This is a genomic window from Marinomonas sp. S3726 (assembly GCF_000967665.1).
In the GTDB taxonomy this organism is placed as follows: Bacteria; Pseudomonadota; Gammaproteobacteria; order Pseudomonadales; family Marinomonadaceae; genus Marinomonas.
Window position 1 is genome coordinate 1 of the sequence record NZ_JXYC01000029.1, and the last position, 25,534, is coordinate 25,534.

The window sequence follows — 25,534 nt, forward strand, 5'->3', positions numbered from 1 at the left end:
AGCGTCCATCCCATCAGCCATCTAAATTTGTAATATCAGAAGGTGGAGTTGATGAGACTGGAGGTACTTACTATGGGGTTGGTGCATATGGTGGAAACACGGTAGGTTACACATTTAATTTTGAGGTTTAATAATGTTAGAAAATATTGCCAGCATTAATAGGACACGCATACCAATTTGATCTTCTTCTAATCACAATCTAGCTTTATTAGATTCACTCAAGGATGAAGAGTCTAAAATGCGCTTTCTTTTAGTGAAGCGAAAGTCCCTAGTTAGCCTACAAGATACGCCTTACTACCATTGTGTTTCACGCTGTGTCAGACGTACTTTTCTGCGCGGAGTAGATGAGTCTACTGGCCCCCCTTTTTAAATGCCTGTCTCGTTTAAAAAGGAGAGGAGAGAGCGGGAGTGTTGTCATTGTCATAGTGGTTTTGTTTTGAGAAGTATCGAAAAGTAATGAGCAGTCCGCAAATTCGACCTTAAATAACTTGGCTAATGTGACTTGAGTGGGATAGAGTCTTTTTATTAACTAAAAGGAGTTTATTATGTTCCCCATTGCTGTTTGGATGAGTTTTACATTAGCCTGTTTATTGTTGGTTATTACCCCAGGACCAGATAATTTATTAGCCATTGGACGTGGTTTAAGCCAAGGTAAAGTGGCTGCGGCTTTATCTGGTTTTTCTTCTGGTACCGGTATTTTATTCCATGTCTTAGCGGCTACCTTTGGTTTAACCCTCTTGATACAAACCTCTGAAGTTGCTTTTTATGCTGTTAAAATTATTGGTGCGGCTTATTTAATATTCTTAGGTATTAAGGTGCTGAGATCCCGAAATCTCTTTAGCTTAGAGCCAGTTAAAAAACAGTCATTAACCAATATCTTTTCGACAGGTTTTTTGTCCGCTGCGCTTAACCCAAAACCGGGTATGTTTGTCCTCGCCTTTATTCCTCAATTTGTGGATCCTAAGCTTGGCTCAGTGAGCCAACAAATGCTGGTATATGGCGTTTGGTTTGCTTTGTTAACTGCCGTTGGTTTTGCGCTAATGGGGATTTTTGCCTCTAAACTTTCTAGCTTCTTAGCGTCGAGACCAAGACTTGTTTCTGGTATGAATATCAGTGCTGGTTTGACATTTATTAGCTCAGGTTTAGCCATAGCATTTATGAAACAAAAATAGTGAGAGAGATGAAAGCCAAGCTATACCTGATTCCTGGCACCATGTGTACAGAGCAATTATGGCAATTTGTATTGCCTTCATTATCTGATGAGTTTGAACTTTGTTATCTCACAATACCTAATAAGATGCGCTTAGATGACATTTCAGATCATCTTGTTGCTCAGTTTGAAGAGGATAGGGTTAACCTTTTAGGTTTTTCCTTAGGTGGCTATATTGCCAGTTTAGTCGCGAGTCGCTTTCCCGAAAGATTAGATAAACTCATGGTGCTCGCTAACAGCCCCTGTGCTCTCAATGCAGATGAACTTAGCTTGCGTAAACAGACCGTCTCCATACTCAAACGCTTTGGCTATAAAGGTATGCCAAGAGTGAAAGCAGAAGCCTTATTGGCAGAGAAGTCTGCTTTGCATATCGATCTTATCTTGGAGATGGATAAAACACTGGGTGCAGATACCTTGCTGAGTCAGCTTGAAAATACGTCTTCACGTGATGATCTTATGCAGCCTTTATTGGCATTAGAGTGTGATGTTCGTTTTATTTATAGCCAAAAAGATACCTTAATCAATCTTGCTTGGATGCAGGAGCTTAAGGCCTTGGCGGGTAACAAGATGTCGCAAAAAATGGTAGCAGGTAGCAGTCATATGCTGCCTCTTGAAGAGCCGATCATGATAAGTCGTGAGATAAAGACATTCTTTAACTAAAAAAGCAGGCCTTAGGTGAAAGGCCTGCTTATCTCTAATTTTAATGACTAACGTTTAACGCATTAGAAATTAAAGTTTGGTAGTGCATTTTCAACTACAGCATCAGAAATGATTTTGTGTGTTTGCGTTGTAGGATGGGTTACGCCCCAGAATAGGTAAGTATCAGAACCATAGGTATCGCAATCAGATCTAAGGTCATGAGACTTTAAGTAATCAGAAGACGAGCTCTGATTAATATCTAGGCAAGAATCACTGGTGTTACGTAAGCCATAGTCACCTGGTGACGCAACTATGTCTTCAAATAAGCTGAAAGTATCGTAAAGTACGAAGTTAAGACCTTGCGCTTGATACTCAGCTACTTTGCCTTCTACAAAGGCATTGTATTCAACTATTTTCGCTTTTACTTCATCGGCTTTGCTTGGATCAGCATATTTGAATTGAGGCGCAATAGAGGCATCAACCAGTGCCAATACCAGCATATTTTCAATACCATTAGCGATGAGATTATCAACCGCTTCGGTAAAGTCTGCGCTAACTTCAGCGACACTTCTGTCATAGTTAACAAAGTCGTTCAAGCCTATCTCTAACGTAACAAGTGTGTCTTTAGTGTCGTAATTTTTCGCTAACTGCATGTATTCAACATAGGACTCTACTTGGCTAGTTAAACCCGATAGTACTACGTATTGATCGGAGCCCGCTGCACCGCCAACCGCCCAGTTATAGTTAGGCAAACCTTTTGCTAACGATAAATACTCATTCCAAACCAAGCCATTTGAGAAGTGGCCTAGGAACCAAGTTTTATCATTTGGGAATATCCATTGAGAAGCGTTATAGATGTTGCCAGCATCTGAGATACTGTCGCCAAATGTCACCACTTTATTGATTTTACTTACGTTGTCATCATTACTGGCAACATCATTTGTCCAGATAGTGTGGTTATAGGATAAGCGCGTATCTGCCGCGTAAAAAGTGATATCTGCACCATCGTAATCGGCATTAAGAGTCGCTTCACAACGCTCACGGATAGTGGCGTTTTCAACATCCGTATAAAACATGTTTTTCCAAGAGGTACTTGAATACCAGTAACCTTTTATCGAGTAGTAACTACCATCATCTTTTAATGCCCACTCCCAGCTTGTTCTTGCATCATTGTGATCGCCAGAAGGGCGATACCAACACCTAACATAGGTTTTTGTCTCGTCTGCTTGTAGATTAGTTATTTGCTTACTTGATAAGTCTGCAGCGGCATTCGCTGTTGCACCATAGAAAGGCAAAATTAGAAAAGGTAATAAGCCGAATTTTTTTATTGTTTGATTCATTCGTTAACTCCATAAAAAGTGTAAAACCTCTATGACTGAAAAATTTGATGTTTATGATCAAATATTAAACAGAAATATTACAAATTTTTATATCAACAAATTTTATAAATTACCAATAGGAATATCTCTAGGCTCAAATTCTTTTTATTAAAGGCTCATTTAATAAAACTGAGAGCTGTTAACATCTCTAGAATATTTTGTAATATGAAATTTAAAAGGAGGAGAAAAGCGAGGTAAGTTTAGATAAACGCAAGAAATCGCACGCTAAAAACACTCAAAAAAGTGTGCCATAGCTTAACAATATACTCATTAAGCTATGGCCTGATTAGCTTATCTTTGCTTTAGGTAAGCTAACATTGTATCGGCATCAGAGACTTCAAATGGATCTGCTGGTGCATCATCCTGATAGCCTTCTTCAGAGAACATTTTGGTGATTGAGCCATCTTCAACATACATTGCATAACGCCAGCTACGCATACCAAAACCAAGGTTATCCTTCTTAACTAGCATGCCCATTTGTCTTGTAAAGTCGCCATTACCGTCAGGTAATAGGAATACATTTTGAGCATTCTGGCTTTTGCCCCATTGGAACATGACGAAAGCATCGTTGACAGAAAGACAAACAACAGCGTCTACACCTTGTGCTGTAAATTCATCGTACAACTCTTCAAAACGAGGAAGGTGAGAGGTAGAGCATGTCGGTGTGAATGCGCCAGGTAGAGAGAAAACAACAACATTCTTACCTTTAAAAACATCATCAGTGGTGAGGTCTTTCCATTCAAATGGGTTAGGACCACCTAATGCTTCATTTCTTACGCGAGTCTTGAACGTGACCTGAGGGACTGTGCTTCTCATGTGTTAATCCTTGTTTAAGATACAATTTAGACATTTAAGTAGAGCTTTAAGTCTCTAATGGATTAGCGCTTGGTGCAAGTGAATTGCGCTTAAATTCCAACAAGCTGAAGTTTATTGTTAGCTATTTTGCCTTTTTTTAACCTGTTGTATTAAAAAGTGATTGGTTAAGGTGAAACTTCAACTAGGCAGGAGTGGATTTATGAGTTATCAAGCATCAAGGAGTATGGCGCTAAATTTATGGGGGAAATTAGGTAGCAACCCTATTGGGCGAACCTTATTTTCAAAAGCTGTCTGTTTTAAAGCACCTTATTTTGCATCGATACATCCTTACTTCCATCGTTTAGAGCCAGGCTTGGTCGAAGTACATGTTAAAAAGCGTCGCAGCGTGACTAATCATATTAATACTGTTCATGCGATTGCTATGTGTAATGCTGCTGAGCTGGCGGCTGGCACTTGTTTAGATGTTTCTCTAGATGCTAGATATCGTTGGATTCCTGTCGGTATGGAAGTGAAATATCAGAAAATGGCAAAAACTAACTTAAGAGCAGTCTGTGAAATAGCAAATTATCAAAACTTGCAGGAAGGGGATCATGTCTTACCTGTCAGTGTGCTGGATACTCAAGGCGTGGAAGTGTTCAATGCGCAGATTAAGATGAAGGTGAGTGCTAGAAAATAGCATAAGATAAGCTCAAAAAATGGTATAAACAGCAGGCAAGTTGCCTGCTGTTTAAAACTAAATTACTTCGCTTTATGTGTCTCGATTGCTTCTTGCATAGCAGACATGGCGGTTGCTTCTAACCAGTCTAGATCAATGTTTTGATGGGCTTCACAAATGAACCAAGGTTCACGAGAATCAGGTTCAAGCATGATGCCTTTTTTAATCAGGTTAAAAGCAAATTCAGTGTAAAGCTCTGAGTCTGTTTGCTTCCAATCACGGTAGTTTTGAGGAACAAAAGTACCAAAGTGAATGCCAAACATAGCATCAGGACCAGCGAATTTGTGCTCTATTCCAAAGTGGCTGAATACTTTACCAAGGCGTTCTTGGATTGCACGGCCGTTCGCATCAACAGTGGCAAGTGCGTCGGTATCACGTAATAGTGTTAACGTTGCTTTAGCCGCGCTTAAAGCGATCATGTTAGCGGTATAAGTACCACCATGAGTCACGCCATTTTTACCAAAGTTGATCTTATCCATGATGTCTTTTTTACCGCCAAAAGCAGCAACAGGGTAACCATTGCCCATTGCTTTTGCATAGGTGGTTAAGTCTGCATAAATACCATAAAGCTCTTGAACGCCGCCTTTAGCAACACGGAAGCCCGTTTTTACTTCATCCATGATGAGTAATGACTCGTTTTTATCTGAAATATCACGCAAAGCCTGAATATAGTCTTGAGTTGCTGCGATACTGCCGCAGTTACCCATAATAGGCTCGATAACAATCGCTGCGATATCATGGCCAACACGCTCAAAAACGTCGTTTAATGCATCAAGATCATTCAAAGGCACGGTTTCAAGGTGTTCTTTACTGCTTTCTGGAATACCAATACCAAACGCGGCTACTTCAGGTGCGGCTTGAGTGTTCGCATCCCAATTATCAACATCTGACTTCCACATCATTTCATCGTATAAACCGTGAAAACCACCTTCAACAACCACTATCTTATTGCGACCTGTAAAACCACGCGCTGTTCGTACTGCACCTAATACCGCTTCTGTGCCTGAGTTAGCAAAACGAAGCTTTTCAATTTGAGGGCAAAGATCTTTAATTAAGGTCGCGACTTCTGAGTCTAGTTCGGTAGAAAAACCTGAAATAGTACCAACTTGTGTAATTGCCTTAATGACTTCCTCATCAACACGTGAATCACGGTAGCCTAAAATGATTGGGCCATAAGCAAGACGAAAGTCGATAAACTCTTGATCATCACAGTCTGTGATGGTGGCGCCTTTAGTACTTTTTACAAAAACAGTTTTATCTTCGCCCCAATAACGGTAGCTATCGGCAACGCCCATAGGCATATGTGTATGGGCTGTTTTAAGTAGTTTTGCAGATTGAGGTTTAGCTTGATCAGTCATGGGGCTCTTGCATATATAAAGGAGATGATGTGGCTGGTTATACACCAGATTTTGCGAGCGCATCATACCTGTTTCACCTAGGGTTTTCCACTTGGTGAAACAGAAAATGGCTGACTAATACATGTTAAAAGGCAGGCTTAAAAAGCTGTGTGTAAAAAATGCTTGAGAATTGGATCTTAAAAAGAAAATATCTTGTGATAAGGCAGAATAATCAGGTTAGCAATAACTAAAATGAAAACAATGGCATAGGTTATTTGCATGCCAATGGCGCGACCACGGCATAAGCCTTTCAAGGTGCTTTTTGCATGTATGATACGAGCGAGAAATAGACCTATTGCTAGGGTGTGAAGAAACCAGTTCGGCGCCTGATTTATTTCAAGGTTAGCCAATAATAAGAGTGCTAAAGGGATATTTTCTAAGGCATTAAAGTGGCTAGCCCTGGCCCAGATAAGTGGCTTGTAGCCGCCGTCACCATAAGGCACACGGTAAATACGTCTTTGCTTAACAACGTTAAAGGATAAGGCCAAAATCAAGAGGCTAAATAAACAAAGATAAAAACCTATTATCATAATAAACTCTTATTCGTTAAGTGAGGGTGCTGTTACTTCTTGTTTAGTTTAAGGCCTTATACATCTGCGTACTGCTCTTTAATCACGACTTGTTCGGCCTTTTTTCGGGCTTCCCATTTTCGGATTTCTAGCTCAGGCTTGTCATAAAATTTATCAACATAGCCCAAGCACAGATAGGCAATTAGCTCTCTATCTTCAGGTGCATTTAAAATAGACTTAACCTCATCAGGGTTAAGTATGCTGACCCAGCCCATGCCAATGTTAAGCGATCTGGCCATTAACCACATATTTTGAATCGCACATACCACGCTAAAGCGGCCCATATCCGGCATACTTGTTTGGCCAAGAACGGGAGCATTATTGGGCTTATAAAAAACCGCCAAGTTTAAAGGCGATTCTTGTATCCCTTCTAATTTTAACGATTGATAAAGTGCTTGCTTGTCGTCATCAAGACTTTTGGAGAGGGTTTCTTTTGCTTTTTCATTTTCACGTTGAAAGCTTTGACTAATTTGTTGCTTGATTTCATCTTTGTGAATTAGAACAAATTCCCATGGTTGGGAGAAACCGACAGAGGGTGCATGCAAGGCGGCATCTAGAATCTGTTTAAGGTCGCCTTCTTTTATCGCGTTTTTAAGAAAACGGTTACCACGAACATCGCGCCTGTGCTGAATGATTTGACTTAAAATATCGCTAGCAGCTTGGTCAAATTGTTTGTTGGAATCAAAGGTATTATTCATTGGTTATATAAGCTCTAACAGGCTATCAGTCAGTCGATTTATTTCAATAATAAACGGCTTAACTGAGTTCCACCAATAATCCCTCATTTGGTTTAATAAAATTTTAACCCTAGATACTAGACTAGATTGTTCTCTTTTTTAACCATTCTTTACAGAAGCTGCGGTGAATTTTATTCACTGCTGACAAATCAGGCCTAAATTCGAAAGATCTAAACTAAGTTGTGAGATTTACAGGGCTTTTTCTAATGCTTGGCGTTTTATCATGGTTGGGTTTTAGCTAAAAGCAGCGAGGGTAATTTAAAAACATTGGGATGCTGTGACTAATTCTTAAGCGAGTGCTGATGTCTGGATTCATTTGTGCGATAATGCCGCCAAATTTTATTTGATACTGGCTAGTGCTGTTTTTTTATAAGTGAATAGCTGCCTATAAACAGTATCGATCAACACTTTAATTGATAATTTAATCGGAAGACGACCTTGCTAACTACTGCAAATCTAACTATTCAGTTTGGTGCTAAACCACTTTTTGAAAATGTATCTGTTAAATTCGGCGAAGGCAATCGCTATGGTTTAATTGGTGCTAACGGTTGTGGTAAATCCACCCTAATGAAAATTCTTGGGGGCGATTTAGAGCCAACATCAGGTAATGTTTCAAAAGACCCTAATGAGCGTCTTGGTAAATTGAAACAGGACCAATTTGCTTATGAAGAATACAGTGTTATCGACACAGTAATCATGGGTCATGAAGAGCTTTGGGCCGTTAAGTCTGAGAAAGACGCTATCTATGCTAACCCTAACATGACTGAGGCAGATGGCCTTCGTGCGGGTGACCTTGAAGCTGAATTCATGGAAATGGATGGTTACTCTGCAGAAGCACGTGCAGGCGAGCTTTTAATTGGTGTAGGTATTCCGGTTGAACAACATTATGGTCCAATGACCGAAGTGGCACCTGGTTGGAAGCTACGTGTATTGCTAGCGCAGGCACTATTTTCTGAACCAGAAATTCTGTTACTTGATGAGCCTACCAACAACTTGGACATTCATACTATCGAATGGCTAGGTGGTGTGCTTAATGAACGTAACTGCACTATGATCATTATTTCCCACGACCGTCACTTCTTAAACAGTGTTTGTACACACATGGCTGACTTGGATTATGGTGAATTACGCCTATTCCCAGGTAACTATGATGAATACATGACAGCAGCGACTCAATCTCGTGAGCGTCTATTGTCTGATAACGCGAAGAAGAAAGCGCAAATTAACGAACTTAAAGCTTTCGTTAGCCGTTTCTCTGCCAATGCATCTAAATCTAAGCAGGCGACGTCTCGTGCTAAGCAAATCGATAAGATTCAACTTGATGAAGTTAAACCTTCTTCTCGTCAGAACCCATTTATCCGTTTTGAACAAGAGAAAAAACTTCACCGTAATGCCTTAATGGTTGAAGGTTTAGGAAAAACCTATGAGGAAGAGATCTTTAAAAATCTAGACCTTATGGTTGAAGTGGGTGAGCGTATTGCCATCATTGGGCCAAACGGTATTGGTAAATCAACACTACTGAAATGTTTGGTAGGTGATACTGAGCTTAATGCAGGTACCGTTAAATGGTCTGAAAACTCTCAGATCGGTTATTACGCTCAGGACCATGCAGCAGACTTCGAAGAAGATAAAACGCTGATTGATTGGATGTGGCAATGGGGCCAAGAAGGTGATGACGAGCAAGTGATGCGTGGCACCTTAGGTCGTTTGTTGTTCTCTCAAAAAGAGATCGAGAAATCCGTTAAGGTTATTTCTGGTGGTGAACAAGGCCGTATGTTGTTCGGTAAGATCATGCTTCAACGTCCAAACATTCTATTAATGGATGAGCCGACTAACCACTTGGACATGGAATCTATCGAGTCATTGAACTTGGCTCTAGAAAACTATGCCGGCACCTTGTTGTTCGTCTCTCATGACCGTGAATTCGTTTCCTCTTTGGCAACGCGTATCATTGAAATCACACCAACAGGTATTGTTGATTTCCACGGTACTTATGATGAGTACCTTGAGAAACAAGCGGTATAAATTCTAAAAACATTCGTTTTTGGTATTTAGTAAAAAAAGAGCGCCTAGGCGCTCTTTTTTTATGGATGGCTTAATCGTAGTTTCCTTAAATGTTAAGTAATATTCCAAATTGGAAAATAGTTTATTCACTATTTTCTCTTTTAGAACATAGCTTTTGCTCGTAAAGTAAAGGCATAAATTATTGTGATCTTTAGGAAGCGTAAAAGGGTTTAGCTATGTTGAATGATGAACAAATTAATCAATATCACGAACAAGGTTTCCTTGTGCTTGATCAAGTATTTGAGCTAGATGAACTAGAAAAAGTGAAAGCTCAGGCGGCTAAAATTGTGAATGATTGGCATGACGAAGACAGATCCCATACTTTTAGTACTAAGGATAATGACAGAAGCGGTAACGACTTTTTCTTAGATTCTGCAGAAACCATGAGCTGTTTTTTTGAAGAAGAAGCTTTTGATGAAAAAGGTGAGTTTGTTCAAGACAGATCCCTGTGTATCAATAAGATAGGTCATGCCCTTCATGAGCTTGATCCCGTTTTTAATCGTTTTAGCCATCAAAAAGTCTTAGGTGATATCGCCAAGGATATTGGCTTGGCAGCACCACAAATTCGCCAGTCTATGTATATTTATAAGCAACCTAAAATAGGTGGCGAAGTCAACTGGCATCAAGATGCGACTTTCTTCTTTACCACGCCTCAAAGTGTTGTGACTTATTGGTTTGCAATGGAAGACGCTACTTTAGAAAATGGTTGCCTTTGGGTTGAGCCTAAAGGCCATAATGGGCCATTAAGGGAACGTTTTAACCGTGAAGGAAGCAATACAAATATGCTGCCTTTAGATGATACGCCATGGCCAATTGATACAGGGGTTCCTGTCGAAGTGAAAGCAGGTAGTCTGGTCGTGTTTCAAGGTAAGCTACCTCACTATAGTGCGCCCAACCGTTCGAGTAAATCTCGTCAGGCGTATACTTTACATGTTACAGATGGCACAACTGAATACGCTAATGAAAACTGGCTCCACGCTAAAACCTTGCCGCTAAAGGGCTTTGCTAGTTAATTAGGCCTGGTTAATTAGGTCTAGTTAAATGTTGGCCGATTTAGCGCATTCACTATCTAGGTAAATCAAATACCCTAAAAGGCTGCTCATTTATTGAGTGGCCTTTTATTTTTTTAGTTAACGTGCTTTTCCTGTCTTAATTAATTTATCTTTAAACCATAGGTGAGCTGGATCTGATTCACTTCTTTGGTGCCAGATGAGTGAGTAAACAACGGGTAGTGTGGCACAAGGCATAGGTAAACAAGTGAGTTTTAGCTTGTTGCAAATATAGTCGGCCCAATTTGTTGATGTGGTAAAAACCAAATCAGAATTCGCACAAAGCGCGCTGGCACTATGAAAATCTGGCACTTGAACGGCAATGTTTCTTTGCAAGCCACGCTCAGCCAAGGTTTGATCAAATACTGGCGCACCAAGTTCATTATCCCTTACATGAATATGACGACAGGCCAAATAAGCATCTTGGTCCCAAATAATAGAAGCAGGACTAAGTAGAGGGTGATCACTTCTTAATAAGCAGACTAGTTCGTCACGATATAATTCATGAGTCATAAGCTGATTGCCAATCTTAGCGGCTTGTCCTAAGTCTTGGGGTAGGATGACAAAGTCTACTAATCCTTGATTGAGGTGCTCTAAACTGAGTGTGTCCTTAAACCAAGTATCTAATTGGATATGTGGCGCTTCATTAGTTAGCTCAGTAATAATGGGGGCGAGTAAAAACTCAAAGGCACTCTCAGGCATAGACATTTTAAGTTTTCCCCTATGTTGTTCAAGGTTAAACTCATCTGGCGCAAAGAGGTTGTCTAGGGCGAATAAGGCTTGGGTTAATTTAGGTTCTATTTCTAAAGTTAGCTGAGTGGGTATTAAGCCGTGGGGTCCACGATGAAAAAGTGGGTCATTAAAAAGGTGTCTAAGCTGAGCAAGATTTTTACTTACAGAAGACTGGCTTAAATTCATACTATTCGCTGCGGCTGATGCACTTCTTTCTTTCAGCAATGTTTGTAGGGTAACTAATAAATTAATATTAACCCGCGATAATTGCGACATGTCCATGTTTAGCTCGCTATGAAGAAATGGAAAAACTAATCTAATAGTATTCCATTTGGGAAAATAGAAAAACTGCTTCTTATGCTTCCAGACTATTGAATAACATATGATTTTAGTGGTGGATGCTATATATTCTGCTGCCAAGATATAAAAAAATTATAATGTTAGTAGCTTATTTAGGGGAGAGTATGTCGTTTCCAGAGGGTTCAAAGGTTTGGTCTAAACTGGTTTTAATTGCCAGTATTATTTGTATCTTTTGCGCTCTATTAGCGATATTTGGTGTCAGGTTTGGCGCATTTAACTTTCGTGTTGCTAACGATATGTTAGAAAGTACTTTTCAATCTGCTGTAGCAGTATTAGCTGTAGCTATCATTATTTTTATTAGCGAGTCTGAAACTCGAATTAAAACAGGTTTAGCGGCGCTTTTGTTGCTTGTACCTATTGTCGGTATTTGGCTAAACAAACTGCCTGATGCCGCCATGACAGAAAATGGCACCCAGATTCCTCCAATAAACGACATCTCAACAGATATCCAAAACCCACCTAGCTATGAGGCTGTAATCGATCTTAGACCCTTATCGAGTAACAGTTTAGATTTCTCTTCTGATCATGCCAAAATTCAAACAGAGTTTTATCCAGATATTAAGTCTCTTAATACAGAACTTACTCAGTTAGCTGCTTTCGACCAAGCTTTAACATTAGTGCAAGAAGCTGGCTGGGAAATTATTTCGGCAGATGAGGCACTAGGTAAAATAGAAGCCGTTGCAACTAGTTTTTTCTTTGGGTTTAAGGACGATATTGTTATTCGTATACAAGCGAATAAAACAGGTAGCGTATTAGATATTCGCTCTCATTCACGTTTAGGCAAAGATGATAAAGGCAAGAATGCCGAACGTATTAGAAGCTTTATTCAAGACTTTGCTGAGAAATAAGACATTAGAAGTAAGAAATTGAATAGTGGAGTATGCACACTCGCTCCAAGTGTAAGGCTGATTTCTCGTTTAGTTTTCTATATGATGAGCTCGTTTTAATCCCTATTTCTGAGTTCTAGCTAATAATGAAAACTGAATTTGTCTGTATTGGTCTGACTAACCCCAAGAGTACCTCTAATGTTGGCTCTGTAATGCGTGCAGCAGGTTGCTATGAAGTGGACCAAGTACTTTATACAGGGCGTCGTTACGACAGAGCGGCTAAGTTAACGACAGACACGAAAAAAGTACGTATTGATATTCCTCTTCAAAATGTAGAAAGCCTTGGGCAAGAGTGCTTAACGGCAAGTATTGATAAGGATACTAAAATTGTGTGTGTAGACCTTGTTAAAGGTGCAACACCTCTACCTGCATTTGAGCACCCTGATAAAGCGATTTATATTTTTGGCCCAGAAGATAACACCATTAGCCAAGAGGTCATTGATAAAGCGGATCATGTAGTATTTGTACCTACTGTTGGCTGTATGAACCTTGCTGCAAGCGTAAATGTACTTTTATATGACAGGCTAGCTAAATCGAATAAAGCTAATGCAGGAGACGAGCTGATACTTAAAAGCCGAGATAGGAACAATAATGTGAAAGTGAAGGGACTTTCTCATAAACGAAAGTAAGATTTTAAGGCAATAAAAAAGCCCAATCACGGGGAAATGAATTGGGCTTCTTTATTCTTCTTAAATAATGATTATTTTATTAATCAGCCTTTTTTAAGATACCCAGTTTAGCCATCAAATCAGCTAATAGGCTTGAAGGATCTTTTAAGTCTTTTAGTACCAACATCACACCGCTTACCCAAACTAAGCAAGCCATAATAAACAGCGTACCTGAATCACTTCCGATTACTTCACCAGCAGCATTAAATGCAGGTTGTACAACCCCAAGCGGTGTTGCTAAATGGAAGAAAATTGCGCCTGTCATGATACCTACAGCCATTAAAGCGCCAATAGCATGTAAGCGTGTTACCAATAATATTGAGGCGATAAGTTCTGCTGTGCCAATAATATAACCACCATAAGTGCCAAACCACGCAAGCCCAGACCAGTCACCTAATGCACCAAAAATATATTGGGTTTCATAAGATCCACTAAATTTAAAAAACAATGATTGAATAAATACGAACATAATGAACAATGAAAAAAGGTTTTTCGAAGTAATGTATTGCTTCAACATAGGTTGATTTCCTGTTTAATCAATTTGCCTTTATTAGGCTTTAGCTTAGTGGTTACTGTGATTTGTGCAATTATTTAAAGTGTCATTTTTATATAAAAAACTGACAAAGTTATGACAATTGATTTATATAAAAGTTTAATTAATAAATTAAAAAAATAACTTTATACAAAATTATCTTGTTCAGCTCTTTTAATTAAGGCTGTTTATCGTATGTTGTTGCGCCTTCTGGAATATCGAACCAAGCTTGTTTTTCACTTACCCAGATGTGCACTGTCGGGTTTAACATACTGGTATCATCCAAACTTGAAGCCCCTTTGAACTTGATGATATCAGGTGTTTTAGGGTCGAAATGATAAATGCGATTACCACAAGATGGACAAAACTTGGCGTTATTTTCATTGCCACTGTCAGCCATTCTTCCCCAGTCAGCTAGTTCACCTTGTATATCAAGACTTTCTCTATCCATCACAGCTGTAATGCTAAAAGCGCTCGTTGCGAGTTTTTGGCAGGCTTTGCAATGGCAGGCTATCACCATCTTTGGCGCTGCTAATAGAGAGAAGGTTACTTGTCCACATTGGCAACTTCCTGAAACTGGGTATTGAGTTGTGCTCATCTTGTTCTCCTTAACCGGTTAAATATTATTTGGGTTTAACACCATAAGTATCTAGTGCCGATGCGACTTGATCTGCTTCTGTGGTATCAGGGAAAAGCTTGTATCTAGGGGCTAGAATTGGGTTTACCTTTAATACTTCTATTTCAATAATACGCTGAAACGGAAAGTCATCGCCAGTTAGGGCATACAAGCTTTGGTGCTTTTCAGCAAAACTATCGTCATCCTTATTAAGAATACGTGCTTGTCCTTGTAGCTTATATCCCTTTTGTTTGAATACGTGGACAAAGCTCAAGCACACAGCTGAATTGGCTCGAATGTTGGCGACACTGTTAGGGGAGGCGATATTGGCAATTAATATGTGAGTTTTCTGATGGCCTTTTCCATAAGCGACGAACATCTCTTTGGGGGACACGTTGGGAGTACCATGAACATCAACAGTGGCAAGCCAACAAAGAACACTTTCTTCAATGGAGGTTAATACTTCTTCTGTTAGCATGTTTAAACCTTCTATATCATAAAACCTGAATATGGAATAAAACTGACTACAGAATGTTCGATTTAGGAATTTATAGCAAGAAGCTAACTTGTTTATTTTGTTTGGATTATTTAATCCATCAACCTATAAAATGATATTGTTTGATGAGACTGAGCAAGGGTTTTAGCTTAAACTCTTGCTTCTTTATGGATATATCTGAGGCGTAAATGGAAAGTGTTTTAACTCGTTTTACTGAAATCAATTTACTTGAACCGTTCTTTTTATCTCAGTGTTTGATTGGTATCGCTATTGTTTTTGATTTTTGCTCATTTCAATTTAAAGAAAGGCATAAGATAGTTGCTTGTTTATTTGCGGCAGGCTTGCTCATTACAACGCATTTTATTTTGTTAGAGCAATGGACCGCTTCTATTTTGATGAGTATTGCTACCTTGCGTTATCTCTCCAGTATTGTGACCACCTCTAAAAAAATGATGTGGTTTTTCTCTGCATGCTCAGTGACAGCAACGGCCTTTACCTTTGCGGGCCTAATTAGTGTGATTAGTTGTATCGGTACTTTATTTCAAACACGTGCAAGCTTTTGCGAATCGGATAAAGTGTTGCGTCAGTTAATGATAGTTGGCACCAGTTTTTGGCTAGTTCACAATTATATGGTGGGGTCACCGGCTGCCGTTGTGATGGAACTTTTGTTTATTTCAAGCAACCTGATTGGTTACTATCGCCATTATATTAGGCCAGCAAAAGCCTTGGGAACCTAGGATTAATTCCACCCGCTGAGGCAGGCGGGATAACTTATTTGTAGCTTCCCTCGTTAAAACACTAGAAAGGACGTTAGTTGATGGATCAGTTAAGTTCACCTCTTCGCTTGCTCGCATTCTGTGGCAGTTTGCGTAAACAATCTTTTAATAGAATGGCGCTGGAAGCGCTTCAACTTAGAGCTAACACCCTATTTCAAAATGAACTAGAGATTTATATCTTTGATGAACTTGGTAATTTGCCTTTTTTTAACCCTGACTTAGAGCTGGCTTTTGAGGCCGGGGATCTTAGTTCGTTGCAAACTGAGGAAAAAAGCTTAGCGGCATTGAGTCATTTGATGCATGCGATGGCGCAGGCTGATGGACTCATTATTGCCAGTCCAGAGTATGCCCATGGTGTTACTGGGTTGATAAAAAATACATTGGACTGGCTGGTAAGTGGTGAATCTTTTGTCGATATGCCTTTAATGCTCATTAACACTTCTACAAGAGCACATCATGCTCAAGATGCTTTAACAGAAATTGTTACCACTATGTCAGGACGTGTGATTCAAGAAGCAAGTTTATGCTTGCCCTTATTAGGAAGCCAGATTCGCTCTACTACAGACCTAATTACATCTGATCTAGTTGGTCAATTGGACAACAAGCTTGGTCTTTATATTAAAGCGCTGAATCAGTCTGCTTAAAATGATTTTTTTGCTGCTTACGCCATGCAGCAGGGGTAATGCCATAGGCCTTTTTAAACTGCCTAATAAAGTGAGTAACATCATGCCAGCCTAATTCTTCAACAAGGTGGTTTATGTCTTGGTCTGAATGGATGAGGCGAGAGCAGGCTTGAGTTAAACGGCTATTAAGGATCCATTGACCCACTGTATACCCTGTATGTAGTTTAACTAGATACGCTAGATGGGAAGGGCTGCAATGAATGGCATTAGCCACATCTTTTAATGAGATGGGTGTGAGATAGTGCTGCTGAATAAAATCTAATGCATTACTGACCTTAATATCGGTCTGGTTAGCCCTTGTTTCAAATGGCTTACTGGCTTTATTGACTTCATGCAAGATTAGAGTGATGAGGCTTTTTTGAATTACTTCAATATCGGCTTCATTATTAACGTGCAGCTGGTCTAGCTCTTCAAACATACGATTGATAAAGAGCGCTCTGTCCTTACTAACCTGAAACACAGGTAAGGCTCCAAGACGTATTTGACGAAAGGTTTGTAACAAGCTTGCATCAAAATCCAGTGTTAAACAGCTTGGACAAAACCCCATCCACCATATATCTAAATCTTCACCTGCCACCAGAGTATGAGCCACACCAGGTGGGATGAGGGTAAGCATGTTTTCGCTTAACTCAACTTGGTTTTGGTACTTCATACTGAGTTTGCCTTTGTTCACCAGCATCAAGATGTGTTCAGTCTGAGAACTATGCTCTTCATGAGACAAGGTTTTAATTTTATGGTGCTTAACTTGAAAGGCTTGAATTGGATGCATAGTCTTTTCCATGAATCAGATAATAAGCCGATTATCCCACAGTTTTATCAATTATATAGTCCAAATTTCAATGGGATAATTCGATTGTTAAGACATTAAGCCGATATTCTAAGAGGAGTGGTGATGGACTTTAGTATTGTATTAGTGGGGCTGAGTCTCTACATTTTGATTTGGGAAAAGTTGCCTGATTGGGGGACTTGGTTTAATTATTTAATTGAAAGGTTGCCGGCACCGCTTGCTTATTTATATCAAGCATGGCGTTGTCCTTACTGTTTTGGTTTCTGGGTTGCGTTAGTACTTCATTATTTAACAGGAAGTTATACCCTTGCAGCAATGCACAATATGCCAGAAGCATATGGGGTAATCGGTACCTATATTGGTGTTTTCTTAGATTCGCTTGCAGCAGCTTTGCTCATAATGTTAGGTAAGTTAAGCCTTAGTGCCCTTGCTGGACCAGCTATCACGGGCCATGAAAAAACGCTTTTGTTTAAACAAGCAAAAGCTAAATAACCCTATCTAACAACTTGGTAACTTCGAAGGTAAAGGGAATAAGAAAGCATACTTTATTCCCTTTATTAGCCGTTTAAAGTTCGGGTAAAGCTTGTGCTGAGGGTTCTTCTAAATTGCTATTAAAGGCTTGAATGGTAACTTGATTGCGACCTGAGTTTTTAGACTCATAAAGGCAATCATCTGCTTTAACTAAAATGCTCTCTAAAGAATCTTGATCTCTTGGTGTGATAACACATGCGCCAATACTCACGGTAACAACAGGAAAAATCTCACTAAAACTATGCTCAATTGCAAGGTTCTGAACCTCTAAGCGGCAAGCTTCTAAAATATCTTCTGCTAGAGAAATTTCAGTGTTGGGAAGAATAATGCAAAACTCTTCTCCGCCATAACGACAAACAAAATCAGACTCTCTGGTTAGAGTGTGCTTGATGTGCCGAGCCACCTTTTTCAACACGATATCGCCAGCTCTGTGACCATAGTTATCATTATAACTTTTGAAAAAATCCACATCTATCATAGCTATACATAGAGGATGCTTGGCTTGTACCGCCTTTGCCCTTTCTTGGGTGAGATGTTCTTCCATAAAGCGACGATTAGGTATCATGGTTAGGCTGTCATAGTGGGCTAGGTCTTCCAATAGTTTACGTTGTTTTGCTAATTCAAGATGAGTGCTAACCCTGGCATTCACAATTTCATAATGATAAGGCTTATGTATATAGTCACAAGCGCCTAACTTAAGGCCATAAGCTTCATCTACATGAGAGTCGAGTGCGGTAATAAAAATGACATTAATATGCTGAGTTTCTTCAGATTGTTTTAATTGTTCGAGTACTGAAAAACCATTCATGATGGGCATCATGACATCGAGTAAAATTAATGTGGGCAGGTGCTGTTTAGCCAGTTCTATCGCTTGAATTCCATTCTTCGCTAAAATAATTTTTGCCATAGATTTAAGCTGTTCACGTAACATCTTACGGCTATTAACATCGTCATCTACAATAAGCACTGTTTGCTTTTCAATTGTCATAGACATCTTCCTTAGTGTCTTTTTTTATATGTTAATCCCATCTTTCAGATTAACTTTGCACCTTCTTTATATTTATTTTCTAGCTAATTTATTTTTTACTGCTCAAGCATCATAAACACCTTCCTCTTTATTTTCCTCTTGTGTTAAATCTGAGTTTAAACTTTTAATTAGCTCTAAAGCTGTTTGGTATTCTATGTTATCAAGTAGTGCGGCTATTGCTTTACATGAATCGTAGTATTTTGTACCTAAACAAAGCTCCATTAGACTATGGCAGACATCTTCTGAGCTCGCGTCAGCATCAGCGATTAATGGGATAAGTTCGTTAATTTTGCCGATGACCTCTTGTTTATTAAAGCTTGAGTTGCTTACCTCACAGCTTACCTCAGGTACTTGTAATATCTGATCTAGTTGCTCAAAAATGTGTTTTAAGCTTTTAACCAAAGGGCTTAGGGCTGTATCAATAAAACGTCCTTCAGAAATTGCATTCTCCATGTTTTTAGCGAGCTCAGATAACTCAAAGGCACCTATGTAGGCTGAATTAGACTTAAGAGAATGTATATAGCGGTAAAAACCATCTGTATTATTTTCTTGTTTCAAGGTTTCAATACTGGCTTTGTAGCCTTGATATTGGTTATGGAAATTCCGCGTAATATCCAAATAGAGACTTTCTTTTCCTTGCAAGCTTTCTAGTGCTCTTTCCACATCTAAATCTTTAATTTTACGTAATGCTGTGATGGTATCCATACCAGCTTCAACACCCGCGATAGGCACTTGAACTTGAGCCTGAGTTGAGCTTTGCTCGCCAGCTTTAGGCAGAATTGCGTTGAGAGTTTCAAAGAGAGTGTGTGGATTAATCGGTTTAGTCAGATGATCATTCATTCCTGCTGCTAAGCTTTTTTCTTTTTCAGAAGGCATGGCATGGGCTGTCATTGCAATAATAGGTAGCTGACTTTGAGTTTTAAATTGTCTAATTTTCTTTGTCGCACTTAGGCCATCCATAATGGGCATTTGTACATCCATCAGAATAAGCTGGTAATCATTGACTGAAACTAGGTTAATTGCTTCCTGCCCATTTAACGCAACATCTACGGCGATACCTGTTTCTGCTAAAACTTCTAAGGCCACATGTCGGTTAATTTCATTATCTTCCACTAATAAAATCTGACAATGGCTAAAGTTATATTTTTTATGCTCTGGGCTAACGTTAACTTCATGGGATAAATGCGTTTGAGCACACATACCCAGTACTTCGCTTATGGTTTCCATCAAAGTGGATTGACTGACAGGCTTTTCTAAAAAATGATCGACCGTAATAGGTGAACTTAGTTTTTTAACCTCGTCTTTATCATAAGCTGACAACATGAGAATCTGAGGTGGCGTATTAAGCTCAAGTTCTTGTTTAATGATTCTTGATGCTTCGATGCCATCCATATTTGGCATTTTCCAGTCCATGATAACCATATCAAAGGGTTTATTTTCTTCTGCAAATTCTAGAACTTGATTAACCGCTTCGTAGCCATCATCAGCTAATATACAACTGATATTGAGATGATCTAGCATGCGTGAGATGACCTGTTGAGAAATCGGGTTATCATCCACAACCAAGATGTTTAGATCATGATAAATACTCTTATTTTGAGGTTTAACAATTTGATCCGTGCATTCTAGGTTTAAGTTTAATGAGAATGTCGAACCAATATTGGGTTGGCTTTTAACTGAAATACTGCCTTGCATCAACTCGACTAATTGCTTGGAAATGGCGAGACCTAAGCCAGTACCGCCAAACTCTCTAGTGATGGAATCATTCGCTTGTGTGAAGGATTCAAACAAGAGATTGGCTTGTTGTTCGCTTATACCTATCCCAGTATCTTCCACATCAATTTTTAAATGAGCCAAGTTAGAGTCGAGTTTTTCATTCGTGAGTTTTACTCGAATTATGACATGGCCTGACTTGGTAAATTTCACCGCATTACTAGTAAGATTAAGTAAAATTTGCTCTAACCTAAGGGCATCGCCAACAAGTTGATAAGGCACTTCAGAGTCAATATCGACGATAAGCTCTAAATCCTTATTATGGGCTTTTAACTCACAAATTGTTGTGACTCTTCTGATGACTTGCTCAAGGTTGAAGGGCTCAGACTCAAGTGTCATTTTACCGACTTCGATTTTAGAGAAATCGAGAATGTCATTAATAATGGTTAATAAGGAATTAGCGGACTCTAGTGTTTTTTTAGCATAGTTCTTTTGTTTTCCATCTAGCTTAGTTTTGAGCAAGAGCTGGCTTAAACCAATGACCCCATTCATTGGGGTTCTGATTTCATGGCTCATATTGGCCAAGAAATTTGATTTAGACTGATTAGCTTTAACAGCACTTAGTCGTGCTTCATTGAGCTCTTTTGTTCTCTCATTTATGCGTTTTTCTAAGGTGCTATACAAGTATGCATTAGAGAGGGAAACGGCAGCTTGAGCTGCTATAGCTTTAAGTAAGGTAATTTGTTTATCACTAAAGGCGTGTTCAATATTTTTGTTTTCTAAATATACGATAGCGACAAGCTTGGCTTGGTTAGTAATTGGAATACATAGGCTTGAACTAGGGTTATGGCTAGCAAAATAAGTATCATTGCCATACTCATCATCTTCGGCCGCTTGATTCACCAATACAATCTCAAGTGAATTTTCCACTTGCTTGATAATGCTTAAAGGAATATCCGTGTGATTTGAGTAATTGGTCAGGAGTCGGTCAGACATAACCTGAATGTTGTTAACGGTTCCTCTGGCTTCTAACCAAAGTTCTTTCTCCTCAACACGAATAAAGCAGCCATTATCAGCCCCTGCATTTTGCAGCAGAATTCGCATCAAGTTTTCTACTAGGCTATTAAGTTGGATTTCACTGGAAATGATTTGGTTTACCTTGAGTAAACTTTGTAGATCCACATGGTCCATCAGGCTGATATGGCCAGTTTCATTTGGAATGTCGAACTTTATATTTGGCCAAGTACTTCGTATTAATTTCGCTTTAGCGACGGCTCCCCATTTTAGGTAGGCCTTATGGGCTGTTTGAATAAGACTTTTTGCAACTTGCTGTTTGCCTTTATCTTTCCAATAAAGAGCAAAGCATTCATTGGTAAGAGCACACATATGAATAAACCCATTCTGATTCGCTTCTTCAATCGCATCGGCATAGGATTCTTGCGCTGTAGCATCATCACCTGAAATACGGGCAATCTCAGCGTCTAAAAGGCGTTTTTTATGGTTGAAGTTAATCGCACAGTTATCTGCCCAAAGTGTATAACTTTCTAAAATTGTTTTTGCTTTAGCTAGGTTTTGGCAGGTCTCTAAGTTAGATTTATCAGCGTATTTAATTAAGATAAGCGCTGTATAAAAACTTGCTTCAGCTATTTTATTTTGCCCAGAAACATAGGTGACGACGGTTTCTAGTTGTGCAGCGTTATGCAGCTGGTTTTCCTCTGTATCCTGCATAAGATAGCTATGACGAATTTTTGCATTATAAAAATAGGCTAAATGTAGGGGCGCTTCTTGGTAGTTTTTTAAGAAGTCCGATTCGTTAAAACTTTCATCATTAAAACTGACTGCTTTATGTGTGAGACCGAGTAACCCTTTCACAGATTGCAAAGCACCAACCGTGACGCAATCTATCATATCTGTTTGCTTGTGCTTTTTAAGTAGTGCGATATCTTGGAGTAGAGAGGCATGGGTTTGGGCTAAATCATCCCCTCGGGCTAATGTGTCACTGCCTCGTACTGCACAAATATAGCCAACCGTCGCTAAATCCCCATATTGCAAAGCCCAGTCAAAACTATTGTCAAAATAATTTACTGAGTGATGCAGGTTTTTATTCCAATGTTGAGTGAAAGTCGCATAGAGAAAATAAACACTGGCTCGCATTAATTTATTTGGACGCTTATCCGACAGGGCAACTGCTAACTGCCCAAATTCATTCCCTATATCATAACGTCCGTGAACCGCGGTGATAGCAAGGGCATAGTTAACATAAGCAAAAGCAGAAATGTCCGTATGGCCTTTAGTTAAGGAAATCTCTGTCATTATGATAGAGCTAAGTACATTAAGGGGAATTGCACCCGCTAGATAACTTGCGTACCACATACCCCATAAAAGTTGGAGAATGGCTTCTTGTTCTACATCTGTGATTTCTGATTGATTAATCAGGTCTGCAATATTTTTACCTTGGGTAAGGGCTTTTATACGTTCAAACCCTGCCATAAACTCAGCGGCAATGAGTTCATCATCGTCTGGGATATTAACACCCAATAAGGACAGACCTTGTTTTTGTAATTCTATCGCTTCATGAAAACGGCCCTGTACTTGATATTGGGCCATTTGGACTGTGAACACGCGAATTTTTTCTAATGGGGTGTTAGCAAGCGTTAGTGCCTTTGCATAAAGCGCTTCAGCGGGTTCAAAATCTCCCACCATATAACTTACTTCTGCAAGAGAAAGTAATAAATTCAAGTGTTGTTGATCATTGGCTAAATGAGTAAGTGTGAGGGCTTCTTTTAACAGAGATTGGGCTAAAGAATAGGCCGATGAGCGTTTTGCTTTTTCTGCTGCTTGGTAATTGAGTTGTAAAATAAGACGCTTGTCAGACTCTAAAGCAAACTCTATTCCGGCATTTAATTGCTCAACAATATCAAATAGTTTTTGCTCAAGCTGAGTATCAGAAGAAGATTGGTATAATTTTAGGCCCACATCAAGCTTGAATAGAGGGAGGGATTCCTCGTCGATAAATTGATAGGCCGCTTGTTGTACCCTGTCATGTAAGAAGCAAAATTCAGCTTTAATCAAAAGTCGCTCATCAGTCCCAAAACGATAACTCTCATTAAGAGGCAGGATAAGGCCACTTTCTATCATGGGCCAAAGGTTTTCATAGGCTTGGATAACCGTTTGCCCAGACACCATATGCAGGTCTTTTAAGGAAAACTGATTGCCTAAATTAGCGGCGTGCTGGATCGTATAAAGAGACTCTCGGCTAAATTGATTCAGCTTGTTAACCATCAAATCAACAATGTTATTGTTAACCTTCAAGTTCTTGATGTTTTTGATATTCCACTGCCATTTACCTAAGTCAAAATCATAATAAATATGGTATTGCTCGTAGAGTTCTAACAGAAATTGGTTAACAAAGAAGGGGTTGCCTTGTGTTGTATCTATGCACAATTGTGTCAGGCTTTCGACTTCTTCAGGCTGTAACCAAAGGGTATCTGCAATTAAGGCCTGTACATTGCTGGCTGTTAAGGGTTTAAGTTCTAATCTGCATATTTGATTACCATTGTTTTCAATGCGTCTCTGGGTACTATGTAGCGCGTGAGACTCATCTACTTCATTGTCACGATATGCACCAATGATCATCAAAGAGCCTTGTTGCTTTAATAATTCTTCGATCAGTCTAAGTGAAGAGAAATCAGCCCATTGGAGATCATCTAAAAATATCACCAAGCTATGTTGGGTATTGGAAAAGGCATGGACAAATTTATTAAAAGTAATCTGAAAGCGTATTTCTGACTCACTCACACCTAAGGGTGCAGCAGCTTCAATATCTCGTTCAAATAATATGGCAAGTTCTGGGATAATTTCGTAAATAACCCCCGCATTATCGCCTAACTCTTGAGATAAATGTTGCTGCCAGAACGCTTTGCTTTTTGCGTCTAACCCCGACAGCTGTCTGACTAGGCGACGAAAGGCTTGAACAAAGACCGTATAAGGTTTTTTATGGTTAAATTGATCGCACTTACCACTGCTGAACAAGCCTTTACGAGAGATAATGGGTTGTTGCAGTTCATTGACTAGGGATGATTTACCAATTCCAGAAAACCCCGTAATTAGGGAGAGTGAACTGGAACCTTGAATGACTGCTTCGAACTGATTGATAAGCTGTTTCGTTTCATGATCACGGCCATAGAGCTTATGGCTGATATGTAATCGTTCAGGAGTATCTTGCTCACAAATGGCAAAATCTCGCGTCTCTAAATTATTTTTATAAGACTGGTAGCAACGTTGTAAATCTTTGACTAAACCAAAGCTACTTTGATAACGAAGTTTAGGAGACTTCTCTAACAAGCAATTAATAATTTTATTCAACATGCTTGGAATGGGGGAGACTAAGCTAGCCAGATCTTGAGGTTTTTGGGTAAGGTGACAGTGAATGATTTCTAACAAGTCTAATTTTTCACAATTAAAAATCTGTCTACCACTAAAGAGCTCATAAAGGCTGGCGCCTAAAGAATAAAGATCACTTCGGTTATCGATAGGTAAGTTAGATCGGCCAGTCTGCTCCGGCGAAACATAAGCAATATGGCCAAGCTTGGGGGTACTTGCTCCCATTACTTCACCACTTTTTAATGGTGTTGCTAAGGACAGGTCTGCAATATATAGGGTATTTCTATCTTGGCTTAGCCAGAAACTCTCTGGACTAAGGTTACGAATTAGTATGTGGTTTTTATGAAGTTCATGTACTGCCTGAGCCATCATGACAGCAATACGAAGCTTCTCACTTAGGTCTAATTCAAAATGTTTAATGAGATTGGATAATAGATCGCCATTTCTTACCCCATAACAAATGACAGGGTTATGATCAGGCTCTGCATAGACCAGCTTTTTAAGGGGCATTAACCAGCTAGAGTTGAGTTTTGCATTTAAATTATATTCGAATTCAATTTCACCGGAATGGGATTCATCCTCTGCCTCTAGTTTCGCATACTTGATTAGGACCTGTTCTTGATCCTTATCTTTGGCAAGCGAAAACACTTTAGACTGTTTATTTATGACGGTTGATTGAATTATATAATCAAGCAAATCCTTTTCCTCTATTCAATTAATCTTCTCTCTCTAAGGTATCTACCTTAAACATATTTCAATATAGCTGAA

Annotated in this window: 23 protein-coding genes; 11 read left to right on the forward strand and 12 right to left on the reverse strand. The window is 39.3% G+C overall.

Annotated features, from left to right (window positions below; all coding sequences use genetic code 11):
• The first annotated feature begins 238 nt into the window (after positions 1-238).
• The 3 genes from TW85_RS26610 (at position 239) to TW85_RS19960 (ending at position 1,870) form a co-directional block, all read left to right on the forward strand.
• The gene (locus TW85_RS26610) at positions 239-370 is read left to right on the forward strand and encodes a hypothetical protein (RefSeq protein WP_272947176.1); all 132 of its coding nucleotides are present in this window, start codon (positions 239-241) and stop codon (positions 368-370) included.
• Positions 371-545: 175 nt separating this feature from the next.
• The gene (locus TW85_RS19955) at positions 546-1,172 is read left to right on the forward strand and encodes a LysE family translocator (RefSeq protein WP_046018916.1); all 627 of its coding nucleotides are present in this window, start codon (positions 546-548) and stop codon (positions 1,170-1,172) included.
• Positions 1,173-1,180: 8 nt separating this feature from the next.
• Positions 1,181-1,870: an alpha/beta hydrolase gene (locus TW85_RS19960; RefSeq protein WP_046018917.1), complete on the forward strand. Its 690-nt coding sequence runs from the start codon at positions 1,181-1,183 to the stop codon at positions 1,868-1,870.
• Between the two features lie 62 nt (positions 1,871-1,932).
• On the opposite strand, the gene TW85_RS19965 is transcribed toward TW85_RS19960, so the two are convergent.
• Together TW85_RS19965 and TW85_RS19970 are read right to left on the reverse strand one after the other, a co-directional pair.
• Positions 1,933-3,189 (reverse strand): SGNH/GDSL hydrolase family protein, encoded by a 1,257-nt coding sequence (locus TW85_RS19965; RefSeq protein WP_046018918.1) that lies wholly within the window; start codon positions 3,187-3,189, stop codon positions 1,933-1,935.
• 330 nt (positions 3,190-3,519) lie between these two features.
• Complete coding sequence (locus tag TW85_RS19970; RefSeq protein ID WP_046018919.1) at positions 3,520-4,044, reverse strand: peroxiredoxin; 525 nt, start codon at positions 4,042-4,044, stop codon at positions 3,520-3,522.
• Between the two features lie 199 nt (positions 4,045-4,243).
• Between TW85_RS19970 and TW85_RS19975 the strand changes: the two genes are divergently transcribed.
• Positions 4,244-4,720: a hotdog fold domain-containing protein gene (locus TW85_RS19975; protein WP_052702327.1), complete on the forward strand. Its 477-nt coding sequence runs from the start codon at positions 4,244-4,246 to the stop codon at positions 4,718-4,720.
• A 62-nt stretch (positions 4,721-4,782) separates the two neighbouring features.
• Here the strand turns inward: TW85_RS19975 and TW85_RS19980 are convergent, their stop codons facing one another.
• From TW85_RS19980 to bluB, 3 genes are all read right to left on the reverse strand, one after another.
• Positions 4,783-6,117 carry an aspartate aminotransferase family protein gene (locus TW85_RS19980; protein ID WP_046018920.1) on the reverse strand — a complete coding sequence of 445 codons (1,335 nt, stop codon included), beginning with the start codon at positions 6,115-6,117 and terminating at the stop codon, positions 4,783-4,785.
• A gap of 176 nt (positions 6,118-6,293) precedes the next feature.
• A complete protein-coding gene (locus tag TW85_RS19985; RefSeq protein ID WP_046018921.1) occupies positions 6,294-6,686 on the reverse strand; it encodes an MAPEG family protein in 393 nt (130 codons plus the stop codon).
• A gap of 56 nt (positions 6,687-6,742) precedes the next feature.
• On the reverse strand, positions 6,743-7,423 hold the full coding sequence (gene bluB / locus TW85_RS19990; RefSeq protein ID WP_046018922.1) for a 5,6-dimethylbenzimidazole synthase: 681 nt from the start codon (positions 7,421-7,423) through the stop codon (positions 6,743-6,745).
• 477 nt (positions 7,424-7,900) lie between these two features.
• Between bluB and TW85_RS19995 the strand changes: the two genes are divergently transcribed.
• Together TW85_RS19995 and TW85_RS20000 are read left to right on the forward strand one after the other, a co-directional pair.
• Positions 7,901-9,487, forward strand: coding sequence for an ABC-F family ATPase (locus tag TW85_RS19995; RefSeq protein ID WP_046018923.1), 1,587 nt, complete (start codon positions 7,901-7,903; stop codon positions 9,485-9,487).
• Between the two features lie 215 nt (positions 9,488-9,702).
• Positions 9,703-10,539, forward strand: a complete 837-nt coding sequence (locus TW85_RS20000) for a phytanoyl-CoA dioxygenase family protein (RefSeq protein WP_046018924.1) — start codon at positions 9,703-9,705, stop codon at positions 10,537-10,539.
• Between the two features lie 117 nt (positions 10,540-10,656).
• On the opposite strand, the gene TW85_RS20005 is transcribed toward TW85_RS20000, so the two are convergent.
• Complete coding sequence (locus TW85_RS20005) at positions 10,657-11,589, reverse strand: LysR family transcriptional regulator (protein WP_046018925.1); 933 nt, start codon at positions 11,587-11,589, stop codon at positions 10,657-10,659.
• Positions 11,590-11,771: 182 nt separating this feature from the next.
• On the opposite strand from TW85_RS20005, the gene TW85_RS25670 reads away from it, so the two are divergent.
• On the forward strand, positions 11,772-12,515 hold the full coding sequence (locus TW85_RS25670; RefSeq protein ID WP_052702328.1) for a DUF1499 domain-containing protein: 744 nt from the start codon (positions 11,772-11,774) through the stop codon (positions 12,513-12,515).
• 125 nt (positions 12,516-12,640) lie between these two features.
• The gene (locus TW85_RS20015) at positions 12,641-13,183 is read left to right on the forward strand and encodes an RNA methyltransferase (RefSeq protein WP_046018926.1); all 543 of its coding nucleotides are present in this window, start codon (positions 12,641-12,643) and stop codon (positions 13,181-13,183) included.
• Positions 13,184-13,262: 79 nt separating this feature from the next.
• Here TW85_RS20015 and TW85_RS20020 read toward each other — a convergent pair whose 3' ends face one another.
• The 3 genes from TW85_RS20020 to TW85_RS20030 all read right to left on the reverse strand — a co-directional run bounded on the left by TW85_RS20020 (position 13,263) and on the right by TW85_RS20030 (position 14,848).
• Entirely contained in the window at positions 13,263-13,739 is a 477-nt protein-coding gene (locus TW85_RS20020) for a hypothetical protein (protein ID WP_046018927.1), read from the reverse strand.
• 193 nt (positions 13,740-13,932) lie between these two features.
• Positions 13,933-14,352: a GFA family protein gene (locus tag TW85_RS20025; RefSeq protein WP_046018928.1), complete on the reverse strand. Its 420-nt coding sequence runs from the start codon at positions 14,350-14,352 to the stop codon at positions 13,933-13,935.
• Between the two features lie 25 nt (positions 14,353-14,377).
• Entirely contained in the window at positions 14,378-14,848 is a 471-nt protein-coding gene (locus tag TW85_RS20030; RefSeq protein ID WP_046018929.1) for a pyridoxamine 5'-phosphate oxidase family protein, read from the reverse strand.
• 206 nt (positions 14,849-15,054) lie between these two features.
• Here TW85_RS20030 and TW85_RS20035 point away from each other — a divergent pair, with 206 nt between their 5' ends.
• Positions 15,055-15,603, forward strand: coding sequence for a YgjV family protein (locus TW85_RS20035; RefSeq protein WP_046018930.1), 549 nt, complete (start codon positions 15,055-15,057; stop codon positions 15,601-15,603).
• Positions 15,604-15,683: 80 nt separating this feature from the next.
• A complete protein-coding gene (locus TW85_RS20040; RefSeq protein ID WP_046018931.1) occupies positions 15,684-16,286 on the forward strand; it encodes an NADPH-dependent FMN reductase in 603 nt (200 codons plus the stop codon).
• Here TW85_RS20040 and TW85_RS20045 read toward each other — a convergent pair.
• A complete protein-coding gene (locus TW85_RS20045; RefSeq protein ID WP_046018932.1) occupies positions 16,261-17,094 on the reverse strand; it encodes an AraC family transcriptional regulator in 834 nt (277 codons plus the stop codon). The genes TW85_RS20040 and TW85_RS20045 overlap by 26 nt on opposite strands.
• Positions 17,095-17,217: 123 nt before the next feature.
• Here TW85_RS20045 and TW85_RS20050 point away from each other — a divergent pair, with 123 nt between their 5' ends.
• On the forward strand, positions 17,218-17,604 hold the full coding sequence (locus TW85_RS20050; protein WP_046018933.1) for a hypothetical protein: 387 nt from the start codon (positions 17,218-17,220) through the stop codon (positions 17,602-17,604).
• Between the two features lie 73 nt (positions 17,605-17,677).
• Here TW85_RS20050 and TW85_RS20055 read toward each other — a convergent pair whose 3' ends face one another.
• Both TW85_RS20055 and TW85_RS20060 read right to left on the reverse strand, forming a co-directional pair.
• Entirely contained in the window at positions 17,678-18,631 is a 954-nt protein-coding gene (locus TW85_RS20055; protein ID WP_046018934.1) for a diguanylate cyclase, read from the reverse strand.
• Between the two features lie 102 nt (positions 18,632-18,733).
• Positions 18,734-25,462: a response regulator gene (locus tag TW85_RS20060; protein WP_046018935.1), complete on the reverse strand. Its 6,729-nt coding sequence runs from the start codon at positions 25,460-25,462 to the stop codon at positions 18,734-18,736.
• Positions 25,463-25,534 lie beyond the last annotated feature (72 nt).